Below are 11,528 nucleotides of genomic sequence, written 5' to 3'. Positions count from 1 at the left end.
TCGATTTTTAACAAAATCGAGGCAGATTAAGGCGGACAAAATGGAAAATTTTATCAAAATCGTAACCGACATAAACTCATTTATCTGGGGGCCATACTTTCTCATAGCTCTTCTTTGCGGAACTGGCGTGTATTTTACAATCAGATTAAAATTCGTTCAAATTTTAAAATTTAAGCTTGCCGGAAATAGACTTTTGGGCGATTTTTCGCTCCATGGCAAAAAGGCAGGCAAACACGGTATGAGCTCGTTTCAGGCGATTTCGACTGCGATTGCGGCGCAGGTTGGCACGGGAAATTTAGTGGGAGCCTCCACTGCGCTGATTATGGGCGGACCTGGGGCGATTTTTTGGATGTGGTTGGCTGCGTTTTTTGGTATGGCTACAAATTTCGCCGAAATCTGTCTAGCTCAAATTTATCGCTCAAAGGATAAAAGTGGTCATATTATCGGCGGTCCTGCGTTTTATATCTCAAAAGGAATTGGTGGAAAATTTGGTAAAATTTTAGCCGTGGTTTTTGCCATAGCGATAATCTTAGCGCTTGGTTGCATGGGAAATATGGTGCAAGCAAACGCCATTTCAGACGGATTTAGCAAGGCTTTTAATATCGATAAGGTCTATGTCGGTGAAATTTTGGCTGTGGTTTGCGCAATAATCTTTATCGGCGGCGTGCGTGCAATCGCGCGCGTAGCCGAAAAGGTCGTCCCACTTATGGCGATTTTATACATTTTGGTGGGATTTAGCATAATCTGCGCTAATATCTCCGAGCTTCCTGGCGCTATTTCGCTGATTTTCAAATCAGCTTTTGATCCAAGTGCAGCATGGGGAGGAGCAACGGGAGCGAGTATCGCTATGGCTATGAGATATGGCGTGGCTAGGGGACTATTTAGCAACGAAGCTGGTATGGGCTCTACCCCTCACGCTCACGCCGCTGCTAATGTCGCTCACCCAGTCGATCAAGCCATGCTAGGCATTATGAGCGTTTTTATAGATACATTTATCGTGCTAAATATTACGGTTTTTGTGATACTGACCTCGGGCGTGGTGGAGTTTGGGGCTGATGGCAAGGCTGTATTTAGCGGGATTGCACTCGTGCAAGAGGCGTTTTCGTCGAATTTTTTGGGCAGAGAGCTTGGATATAGCTTTGTGGCGATTTGTCTTTTGTTTTTCGCATTTACTACGATTATGGGCTGGTATTATTTCGCTGAGATAAATATCCGCTATCTGCTTGGACCAAAAGGGGTGAAATTTTTACAGCTTTTGGTTATTGGCTTTGTTTTTATGGGCTCACTGCTTAAAATCGACCTTGTTTGGGAGCTAGCCGATCTTTTCAACGGCCTTATGGTGATTCCAAACCTGATTGCGATTTTGCTTTTAAGTGGCATTGTAGTGCGCTTACTGCGGGATTTTGACGCGGGTAAGGCATACAATGCCAGCGATTACATTAAAGGCTAAATTTCAGCGTTAAATAATTAAATTTAGGTAAAATCGTAAGTTATTTTACGATTAGGAATTTTTATGTTTTTACATACTTTTCACCAAAAAAGTATTAAAGAAAAATTAGATTATTTAGCGGATTTAGGGCAAATCGACAAGGCTACATACGATAAAATTTTAAAATTTTACGCCCTTGATAGCGAGGGGCAAATTTCAGCCCTAATCAAAATGCAAAGCGCAACCAATAAAGTTTTATGGAGCGTTAAAAAAATAGATTCTTACAGGATCGAACCAGACGGGGCAATGCGCTATAATGGCGAATTCGTCGATGTCAGGCGCGCAGTTTTAAGTAGCGCGGATATGAGGGCAAAAGATTTTTACGAAAACTCACAAAACAAAGTCGCAACCCACGAGCAAAGTAGCAATAAATTTTGGAAAAAATTTGTTATTTGGTCGGTGGTGTGGGCTTTGGTTTTAATTTTTCTTATATATTTAATCTCAAATTAAAGGATAAAAAATGTGTAAAGATTGCGGATGTTCTATCACAGGACACACTCACAGCCACACGCACTCTGACGGAGTTACGCACACTCACGAGCATAATCACGCTCATGCTCACTCTCACGGGCATGCGCACGAGCACGAGCACGGCGAAATTCACGGCGACCACGCCCACCCTGTGCTAAATGATAAAAAAACCGTTGAAGTAATCACAAAAATTCTCTCAGCTAACGATGCCGAAGCAGCGCATATCAGAGAGCATTTTGATGAAGACGGGATTTTGTGCGTAAATTTGATGAGTAGCCCAGGAAGTGGCAAAACAACGCTACTAGAAGCCACTATCAAAAGCGGTAAATTTAAAATCGGCGTAATCGAGGGCGATTTAGAAACCAATCGCGACGCCGATCGCGTATTGCAAGCAGGCGCGCGCGCTCATCAAATCACCACAGGACAAGCATGTCATTTAGACGCATTTATGGTGCATGAAGGGCTTCATCACCTCGATACCACTGGGCTTGATTTGGTTTTCATAGAAAATGTCGGAAATCTCGTCTGCCCTGCAAGCTACGATGTCGGCGCACACGCAAATGTCGTGCTTCTAAGCGTTACAGAAGGAAGCGACAAGGTCGCAAAATACCCTGTAATGTTTCGTGCAGCGGATTTGGTCGTAGTCACCAAACACTCGCTAATCGAGCATTTTGATTTTAGCGTTGATGAAGTTGTAAAAGAAGTGCGAAAACTAAATCCAAAAGCCGCAGTCATAGCACTTGATAGCAAAACAGGCGAGGGCGTGGAAAAATGGCTAAAATTTTTGGAATTTAAAAAGGAATTCAAATAATGTGCCTTTCAATCCCGTCAAAAGTGATTTCAATAGATGAAAATAATTTCGCGACCGTCGAAACGCTTGGTGTGAGGCGTGGCGTGAGCTTGGATCTGATTTCTGAGCCAGTTAGCGTGGGGGATTTCGTGCTTATTCATGTGGGCTTTGCGATGGAAAAAATCGACACAGCCGTCGCCTTAGAGAGCTTGAAAATTTACGAACAAATCGCCGAAGAGATGAATAGTGGCGAAATTTCGGCAGATGAGGGCGATATGGGGCTAGCGAATTTCAAAGGCTAAATTTTGCGTAGAATTGATAGAGCTTTAAGCGTTAGTGAGGCTTACGAAATAATCGATAATGCCGAATATGCCGTGTTTTCATGCATGAGAGATAATGGCGAGATTTTTTCGATTCCGCTTTCAATCGTGCGTAGTGGCGAGAGTATTTTTATTCACGGCGCGACAAAAGGACGCAAAGCTGAACTTTTCACTGGCGGACGCGATGTAAGCGTGGTTTGCGTCAGTTTCAACGCTGTGCCAAATTTAAACGACGCCGAATTTGAAGCGATAAAAGATAATTCAAAAGAGCTTGGAAATAGGGTTTTTACGACCGAATACAAAAGCGTGGTCGCAAAAACAAAAGCCTATGAAATCACAGACAAAAACGCCAAATTAGTGGCTTTGCGAATTCTTAGCGCTAAATACTGTGCGAAATTTATGGACGCTTTCGAGACAGCGGCTTTGGGTGCGTTAAGTCATACTAAAATTTATGAATTTAAAATTTACGAGATGACAGCGAAAGCAAAAATTTTAAAATAAGGCGCGTGGTGGAAGCAGAAGCACTAATCCAAGAAATCTGGCGCAGGTATCGCGCAAAGCCTGAGTATTTGTGGAAAAGTGCGCCGGGCTTTTGCGTTTTTCGCCACGAAAAAAACAAAAAATGGTTTGCCGTGCTGATGAAGGGCGTGAGCGTAAAAACTCTGGGCGTCGAACCTGGCGCGTTTATGAGCGAAAAAACGCTTGATATTTTAAATTTGAAAATCGAGCCGAATTTGGGCGAAATTTTGCGCGACGGTAAGAGTGTCATAGAGGCGTATCACATGAACAAAAAGCATTGGATTAGCGTGGTATTTGGCGTTTGCGACGAGGCGACGACATACGATTTAATCGAAGAAAGTTATAAACTTACAAAGAAGTAAAAATGGATTTGATAAAAGATTTTAGAGATAAAAAGCTGATTTTAGGGCTATCAGAAGCGATAAAGCAAAAAAGCACAAAGCCCATAAATATAATGGAAATTTGTGGCGGTCATACGCACAGCATTATGAAATTTGGTCTGCCAAATTTAGTCGGCGAGAATATAAATTTCGTGCATGGTCCGGGCTGTCCTGTGTGCGTAATGCCTAGAACTCGCATTGATGAAGCCATTGCGTTAGCTAGTATGGACGGCGTGATTTTTTGCACTTTGGCTGATATGCTACGCGTCCCTGGAAGCACCACGAGCCTGCAAAAACTGCGTGCGAACGGAGCCGATATACGCGCACTTTATAGCCCACTCGATACCCTAAAAATCGCCCTAGAAAACCTTGATAAAAATGTCATTTTCTTTGCGATTGGCTTTGAGACGACCACGCCGATGAGTGCGGTTTTGGTCGATAAAGCGATAAATTTGGGGCTTAAAAATCTATTTTTTCACATAAATCATGTAACCGTCCCAGCCCCTGTGGAAGCCATTTTGCAAGATAAAGACGCCAAAATCGACGCATTTTTGGGACCTAGCCATGTCAGCGTCATCACAGGAAGCAAAATTTACGAAAATATCGCCACAAAATACAAAAAACCAATCGCCGTGAGCGGTTTTGAGCCACTTGACATTATGGCTGGTGTGCTAAATTTGGTAACGCAGTTTGAAAATGGCACTTTTGAAGTCTATAACGAATACGACCGCGTGGTTAAGACTGACGGCAACAAAACCGCGTTAAATTTGATAGATAAATATTTTGAAATTTGCGATTTTTCGTGGCGTGGGCTAGGGGAAATCCCAAAAAGCGGTATGAAGCTAAAAGCCGAATTCGCCGAATTTGACGCGAGAGTGAAATTCGCTGAAATTTTGCAAAATTTGCAGAGCAGGGGCGAAAATAGGGCGTGTATTTGTGGCGAGATACTGCGCGGCAAGGCAAAACCTTATGATTGCAAGGTTTTTGGCAAGGTCTGCACCCCGCAAAACCCGATAGGCTCGTGCATGGTAAGTAGCGAGGGCGCGTGTGCTGCGTATTTCAAATACGCACGAAATTCATAAAATTTTGCGTAAAATTTTACAAAATAAGGATAAAATTTTGAAAAAAACGATTTTACTTAGCCACGGTGGTGGTGGCGAAGAGATGAATAAACTCATCAATGATACGATTTTTAGGGCGTTTGATAATGAAATTTTGCGTGAGTGCAACGACAGCGCGATTTTGCCAAATCCCAGTGGCGAGCTAGCTTTTACGACTGATTCGTATGTCGTTACGCCGATATTTTTTAGCGGTGGCGACATCGGTAAAATCGCAGTTTGTGGCACGATAAACGACCTTTGTATGGTCGGCGCTAAACCGCTTTTTATCAGTGTTGGTTTCATCATCGAAGAAGGGCTGGAATTCGCCGAATTTGAGAGAATTTTAGCTTCTATCGCCGACACAGCAAAGCAGTGTGGCGTAAAAATTGTCTGTGGCGATACCAAGGTCGTTCCGCACGGCAAATGCGACAAGATTTTCATAAACACAAGCGGAATAGGGCAAATTCTAGCGCCAAACATAAAAGCGAAAAATATCAAAATCGGCGATAAAATCCTGCTTAGCGGAGATGTCGGCAGACACGGGGCTGTGATTTTGGCCGCCAGAGATGAGCTTTCGCTTGAAAGTGAGCTTAAAAGCGACTGCAAACCGCTAAATGGCGTAGTAGGGGAGCTACTAGCAAGTGGCGTGAAAATAAGTGCCATGCGAGATGCTACGCGTGGGGGTTTGAGCGCTGTGCTAAACGAATTTGCCGAGATTTCGGGCAATGAAATTTTGGTTTTTGAAGAAAAAATCGCGCTGAGCGATGAAGTCGTGGGCGTGTGTGAGTTGCTAGGTTTTGAGCCTTACGAACTGGCAAACGAAGGCACTTTTGTCGCGGTCATTGCTAACGGCGATGAAGAAAAAGCTTTGGAAGTGTTGCGTAAATTTGATAAAAATGCCGAAATCATCGGCGAAGTAACAGGCGCGGCAAAATCGCAAAATAGGGTGATAATCCAAAATGCGTATGGCTCAGGGCGATTTTTGGAGCTTCCAAAGGGTGAGCTTTTGCCTAGGATTTGCTAAATTTGTCGGGTGTGATATGAAAAAATATTTGTTTGTTTTTCTGATGTTGCTAGTTGGTGGTTTTGGTGTTTATTTGTATTATAGTATTTTCGATGGATATGATGAAAACAATAAAGAAGTAAAAATATTAAAATTTGGTTCTAAGCTAATTGACTTATCAAAATTTTCTAATCACAATGGAAAAATTATTCAGAAATATTCAAGTGGCGAAATTAAATCAATAGATGAAATTGTAAATGGAGAATTTCACGGCACAAGAACTATGTTTTATAAAAATGGTGCGAAATTTGCAATTTTAGAATTTAAAAATGGTTTTTCAGACGGAAATATTACGGCTTGGTATGAAAGCGGAGAGATAAAAATTATAGGAAATTTAAAAAATGGAAAACAAAGCGGGCTTAATACTATATATCATAAAAATGGTGTAAAAAAACAAGAGGGATTTTATATAGACGATAAATTAAACGGCGAGGCAAAAATGTGGAACGAAAATGGAGAATTAATCCAAGTTGGAATTTTTGATAAAGGAGAACTTGTAGAGTTAAAAGGGTATAAAAAGGGTGAAAATGGCGGTGTTGCCGAAATAGGCATTAATAAAAAAGATAATTCTGTTGATTTAAAAATCAATGGAGATGAGTTTAAATTTTAAAAACTGGTGCAAAAATTTATTATTGATTAAAGGAATAATATGCACGAAATGTCGATAGTGCAGAGCTTGGTGGAGCTTTGCGAGAAAAATTTAAACGAAAAAGGATAAATTTGGAAAACGAAAATTTAGAAAATAAACCAAATGTCAAAAAATCAAATTTACGAAATTATGACGAAAATCCGATTGTTATAAGAGATTTTATAAAAGAAATTTCGTTTTATATGTTTTTCCCTGCCATTTTTGATTTAATTTTAACAAAGATACTTTTTGATAATGGAGTTATTACTTTTATGACTACAAGGACAATTTATAGCGAATTTAACAACAATATAATCTTTATTTCGTCAATTATTGCGACAATAATACTGGCTATTTGGTTCAAAAAACGCATAGGCACGAACGACGATGAATTTAAATTTTTTAATTCTAAAATCGCTCTAAGTCCTATTATATCCATAGGAACAAATTCGCTAAAAGAGACGAATTTTATTATCGACAAAAGGACGATGTTGCTGCCTATTTTTTTGGCAGTAGTGATTTTTTCTTTATTTGTGGGTGCGATAAATATGGCATACGCTTTTAGCAGTTTAATCATAGTGATTTACTGCCCGTTCATGATACTTTCTATCATCAGAAATGGGTCGCTTGGCAGTCTATTTTCGTTTAGTTTTTTAGCTATAAAAACCAAGCATGGCGAAAAAATTATACCTATAATTACAAAACAAGACAAAGATGATTTGAGAAAATATTTTTTAGAAGTTACAGGTATTGATATTGAGAAAAAAATCAATTATTTGATGATAAAAACATTTTAATAAAATGGAGATAATATGCACGAAATGTCGATAGTGCAAAGCCTAGTGGAGCTTTGCGAGAAAAATTTAAACGAAAACGGTGGCGGAGAAATCAAAGAAATCGTAGTCAAAGTAGGCAGGCTTAGTGGCGTGGAAGCGCATTATTTGCAGAGTTGCTACGATGTGTTTAGGCAGGGCACGGTCTGCGAAAATGCCGAGCTAAAAATTCATATCCAAGATGTCGTTATAGAGTGCGAAAAGTGCGGATATAACGGCGTTTTGGAGCAAAACAACTTCATCTGCCCAAAATGCGGGAGCAGAAATTTAAAAGTAACCGACGGCGAAGATTTGTATCTAATGCAACTTGTGATTGAATAGGTGCGCTATGGATTTAAACGAATTTGAGAATTGCAAAATTTATATTGACGGCGAATACGATGATTTTTGGATTATCGAAAAGATGATGCGTTTTATTTTAAGAAGCTTTGAATTTTGAGCGAAGTTAAATTCTGCGCCGAATTTAGAAAATTCACGCAAATTTAAAATTTGTCAAATTTCGGCACAGTATTCCAAACTATGCCAAAAACCCAAACCCACGCTAAAAATCCCATTACTCTTCGCTCTCATCATCGCTACTGTTGTGGATAAACCCGCTAAAATCCAGCTTCTCAGCCATTTTTAAAATTTCTTTAAATTCCAAAAATCTGCCGTTATAATCATAGCAAACATTAATCGCGCGCCCTTTTAGTGGCGGGGTTTTGTCATGCACATGGCCGTATAAATGCACCGAGCCATAATGCGCGCCGTTCCACTCCAAAATCGGGTAGTGAAACAGCACGAAGCCCTTTTTCACGCCTGGGGCTTTGAAATATTTATAATCGCAAATTTCGTCGAAATAGCCCTGCAAATCGGCGTTTGCGATGATTTGTTTGTCGTGATTGCCCAAAATCAGCCTATGCGAGCCGTTTAATCGCTCTAAAATCCGCGCTGTTTTGGCGCTGTCTTTGTGAAATGAGAGATCACCTAGATTATAGACGATGTCATCATCGCTCACAGTGTCGTTCCACAGGGCGATTAGATACTCGTCCATTTCGGCCACGCTCTTAAAATTTCGGTATTTTGGGCTGTATTTCATGATGTTTTCGTGTCCGAAATGCAAATCGCTGATAAAATAAATTTTACTCATTTTAAACCCTTAAATTCGGTGAAATTTTAAATTTTGTGTGGAAGTGAAATTTTAAAATTTAAGCGCATATTGTAGCGTAAATTTTGAAAAATAGGCAAATTTTAGGCGATTTCTCGCCTAAAATTTACGGAATTTAGGCTAAATTTTTAGCTTTTAGCACCTCGACTACTTGCTCGGCGATCGCTAACTCTTCGTTTGTAGGGATAATTAGAGTTTTGATTTTTGCCTCGCTCGTGCTTAGATCTCGGTTGATTTTCCTGCGGATATTGTTTTCAGCCTTGTCGATTGCGATACCAAAATGCGCTAGCTTCTCGCAAACTCTCTCGCGCAAGATATTTGCGTTCTCCCCGATACCGCCGGTAAAGACGATAGCGTCGATTTTGCCAAGCACTGCGTAGTATGCGCCTACGAGTTTGACGATTTGATAGACTAGCATATCATAGGCGAGTTTTGCCTTTTCATCGCCTGCTTCTATCATTTCCTCGACTTTGCGCAAATCGCTAGTGCCACAAACGCCCAAAAGTCCGCTTTTTTTGTTCATTATCGCGTCCATTTCTTGTGCGCCATGACCTGCCACGCGCTCCATATACGCGATAATCGCAGGATCTATCGAACCACACCTAGTGCCCATCATAAGGCCTTCGAGTGGAGTCATACCCATTGAAGTATCGACGCATTTGCCATTTTTGATAGCGGTGATACTAGAACCGTTTCCTAAGTGTAGGGTAATGCAGTTAAATTTATCATAATCCACGCCTAAAAATTCAGCCGCTGTGCGTGATACATACCAGTGAGAAGTGCCGTGTGCGCCGTATCTGCGGACTTTGTTTTTTTCGTAGAATTCATACGGAAGTGCATACATGAAAGCCTCTTTTGGCATACTTTGGTGAAATGTAGTGTCAAAAACAGCCACATTTGGAGTTTTTGACGCGCTCATACATGATTTGATTCCAGCAACTGCTGCTGGGTTGTGAAGAGGGGCAAGCGGGCAAAGTTCTTCGATTTTGGCTAGCACATCGCTATCTACGAAGGCTGCTTTGTCGAAATAATCAGCGCCTTGGACTATGCGGTGTCCGATACCCTCGATATCGTTGATGTCTTTTAGCGTGCCACTTTCTTTTAGCAAGCGATACATTATCTCAATGCCTTCTTCGTGCGATTTAATCGGCTCTTTGACCTCTTTTTCAAATTCGCCTGCCTCAATTTTGGCTTTTGAGTGCTCTGAGCCAATCTCTTCGATGACGCCGCTTGCAAGGCAAGTTTTATTATCCATATCTTGGAATTTAAATTTGATTGAACTGCTACCTGAGTTTATGACTAAAATTTCCATTAATTTACTCCTGCTTGAATTGCGCTAATAAGCACTGTATTTACGATATCCTCGACCTTGCAACCCCTGCTTAAATCATTAACTGGTTTTTTAAGACCTTGCAAGATTGGGCCGATTGCCACTGCGCCAGATGTTCTTTGGACTGCCTTGTAGCCGATATTTCCTGCATTTAAATCAGGGAAAACAAATACATTTGCCTTGCCAGCTACTGCTGAGCCTGGGGCCTTTTTGCTTGCGGTTGTAGGGTCGAATGCTGCGTCGAATTGCAATGGTCCATCGACTGCTAAATCCGGGGCTAGCTCGCCTACCAGCTTAGTGGCTTCTTCTACGATTTCTACGCTTGGGCCTGAGCCACTACCTTTGGTAGAGTAGCTTAGCATTGCCACTCGTGGTTCTAGTCCAAATGCGCGCGCAGTATTTGCCGAGCTAATCGCGATACTTGCAAGAGCGTTTGCGTCTGGGTTTGGCACGACAGCGCAGTCTGCGAAAATCACGATTTGGCTATCTAGGCACATGATAAATGAGCCACTGACCGTGCTTACGCCCGGCATTGTTTTGATTGTTTGAAGTGCTGGGCGGATAGTCTCGGCTGTGGTCGTGCTAGCGCCACTGACCATAGCGTCGGCCTTGCCACTATACACTAGCATTGTGCCAAAAAATGTGCGGTCTCGCACTAATTTTTGCGCTTTTTCTAGCTCCATGCCTTTGGCTTTGCGAAGCTCGTAAAGGGTGTTAGCAAACTCATCAGAGAATTCGTTGTTTGCTGGGTTTATGATTTTGACGCCGTCTAAATTCAGCCCTAAATTTCCAGCTTTTGCCTTAATTTCTGCCTCGTCGCCAAGCAAGACTAAATTTACCGCGCCGCTTTTTAGTAAAATTTCACTAGCACGCAAAATCCTCTCATCATCGGCTTCTGGTAGGACGACTGATTTTTTGTTTGACGCTGCTTTGGCATAAAGAGTGCTTTCAAATCTCACTGGGGTTAGAATTTCGCATTTCGCGCCTTTTAGCGCGTCGCCTAGGCAATCAGCGCAGACATCTTTTGTGGTGAAGCGTAAAATTTGTGCGCCACATTTTTTGGCGAAATTCTCGGCGATTTTCGCCTTGCTCTCGCTCGTATATAGTCCCACCACAGGCAGAGCCAAATCCTTGCTAAGGCCGAAATTTAGCACCTCATCGAAGCCTTTTGCGCCATAGACGATTACGCATTTTGCGTTTTTTGAGACTGCGTCAAATTTGGCTATTGCCATTTTTGAGATTTGTGCAATCTCGCCTTTTTCTAAAAGCGATATGATTTCGCTCTCGCTCGCCACATCTGGGACGATATTTAGCGCCACAGTGCCGTCAAATTTAGCTGTGATATCGCGCACATCGTCGCCTAAAACAAAAAATGCGTTCATAAGCAATCCTTATAAAAAAATTAAAAAAACACTTGCATTTTATCATATTAAAGTTGGGTTTTGTTTTAAATTTCTG

Annotated in this window: 14 protein-coding genes; 11 read left to right on the top strand and 3 right to left on the bottom strand. The window is 41.5% G+C overall.

Annotation, left to right across the window (positions count from 1 at the left end):
* The first annotated feature begins 40 nt into the window (after window positions 1-40).
* The 11 genes from OFN91_RS02280 (at window position 41) to hypA (ending at window position 7,914) form a co-directional block, all read left to right on the top strand.
* Window positions 41-1,450: an alanine/glycine:cation symporter family protein gene (locus OFN91_RS02280; RefSeq protein WP_270873120.1), complete on the top strand. Its 1,410-nt coding sequence runs from the start codon at window positions 41-43 to the stop codon at window positions 1,448-1,450.
* A 63-nt stretch (window positions 1,451-1,513) separates the two neighbouring features.
* Window positions 1,514-1,939, top strand: a complete 426-nt coding sequence (locus tag OFN91_RS02275; RefSeq protein ID WP_270871784.1) for a hypothetical protein — start codon at window positions 1,514-1,516, stop codon at window positions 1,937-1,939.
* A 10-nt stretch (window positions 1,940-1,949) separates the two neighbouring features.
* Window positions 1,950-2,771 carry a hydrogenase nickel incorporation protein HypB gene (gene hypB / locus OFN91_RS02270; protein ID WP_270873119.1) on the top strand — a complete coding sequence of 274 codons (822 nt, stop codon included), beginning with the start codon at window positions 1,950-1,952 and terminating at the stop codon, window positions 2,769-2,771.
* The gene (locus OFN91_RS02265) at window positions 2,771-3,052 is read left to right on the top strand and encodes a HypC/HybG/HupF family hydrogenase formation chaperone (protein ID WP_270869434.1); all 282 of its coding nucleotides are present in this window, start codon (window positions 2,771-2,773) and stop codon (window positions 3,050-3,052) included. The genes hypB and OFN91_RS02265 overlap by 1 nt, the downstream gene beginning before the upstream one ends.
* Window positions 3,053-3,055: 3 nt before the next feature.
* Window positions 3,056-3,571, top strand: a complete 516-nt coding sequence (locus OFN91_RS02260) for a pyridoxamine 5'-phosphate oxidase family protein (RefSeq protein ID WP_270873118.1) — start codon at window positions 3,056-3,058, stop codon at window positions 3,569-3,571.
* Between the two features lie 8 nt (window positions 3,572-3,579).
* Window positions 3,580-3,951, top strand: a complete 372-nt coding sequence (locus tag OFN91_RS02255; RefSeq protein WP_270873117.1) for an MmcQ/YjbR family DNA-binding protein — start codon at window positions 3,580-3,582, stop codon at window positions 3,949-3,951.
* A gap of 2 nt (window positions 3,952-3,953) precedes the next feature.
* Window positions 3,954-5,051, top strand: a complete 1,098-nt coding sequence (gene hypD / locus OFN91_RS02250; RefSeq protein WP_270873116.1) for a hydrogenase formation protein HypD — start codon at window positions 3,954-3,956, stop codon at window positions 5,049-5,051.
* A gap of 37 nt (window positions 5,052-5,088) precedes the next feature.
* Entirely contained in the window at window positions 5,089-6,093 is a 1,005-nt protein-coding gene (hypE, locus tag OFN91_RS02245) for a hydrogenase expression/formation protein HypE (RefSeq protein ID WP_270873115.1), read from the top strand.
* Window positions 6,094-6,109: 16 nt separating this feature from the next.
* Window positions 6,110-6,742: a toxin-antitoxin system YwqK family antitoxin gene (locus tag OFN91_RS02240; RefSeq protein ID WP_270873114.1), complete on the top strand. Its 633-nt coding sequence runs from the start codon at window positions 6,110-6,112 to the stop codon at window positions 6,740-6,742.
* 110 nt (window positions 6,743-6,852) lie between these two features.
* A complete protein-coding gene (locus tag OFN91_RS02235) occupies window positions 6,853-7,557 on the top strand; it encodes a hypothetical protein (protein ID WP_270873113.1) in 705 nt (234 codons plus the stop codon).
* Window positions 7,558-7,572: 15 nt separating this feature from the next.
* Window positions 7,573-7,914 (top strand): hydrogenase maturation nickel metallochaperone HypA, encoded by a 342-nt coding sequence (hypA, locus tag OFN91_RS02230; RefSeq protein ID WP_270862463.1) that lies wholly within the window; start codon window positions 7,573-7,575, stop codon window positions 7,912-7,914.
* A 232-nt stretch (window positions 7,915-8,146) separates the two neighbouring features.
* Here the strand turns inward: hypA and OFN91_RS02225 are convergent, their stop codons facing one another.
* The 3 genes from OFN91_RS02225 to pta form a co-directional block, all read right to left on the bottom strand.
* Window positions 8,147-8,722 carry a metallophosphoesterase gene (locus OFN91_RS02225; protein WP_270873112.1) on the bottom strand — a complete coding sequence of 192 codons (576 nt, stop codon included), beginning with the start codon at window positions 8,720-8,722 and terminating at the stop codon, window positions 8,147-8,149.
* A 133-nt stretch (window positions 8,723-8,855) separates the two neighbouring features.
* Window positions 8,856-10,052: an acetate kinase gene (locus OFN91_RS02220; protein ID WP_270873111.1), complete on the bottom strand. Its 1,197-nt coding sequence runs from the start codon at window positions 10,050-10,052 to the stop codon at window positions 8,856-8,858.
* A complete protein-coding gene (pta, locus tag OFN91_RS02215) occupies window positions 10,052-11,452 on the bottom strand; it encodes a phosphate acetyltransferase (protein WP_270873110.1) in 1,401 nt (466 codons plus the stop codon). Before pta ends, OFN91_RS02220 begins: the two co-directional genes overlap by 1 nt.
* Between the last annotated feature and the right edge of the window lie 76 nt (window positions 11,453-11,528).

Origin of the sequence: Campylobacter sp. JMF_08 NE1 (genome assembly GCF_027737875.1) — a bacterium.
In the GTDB taxonomy this organism is placed as follows: Bacteria; Campylobacterota; Campylobacteria; order Campylobacterales; family Campylobacteraceae; genus Campylobacter_B.
This window is presented reverse-complemented; position numbering and strand designations above follow the sequence as displayed.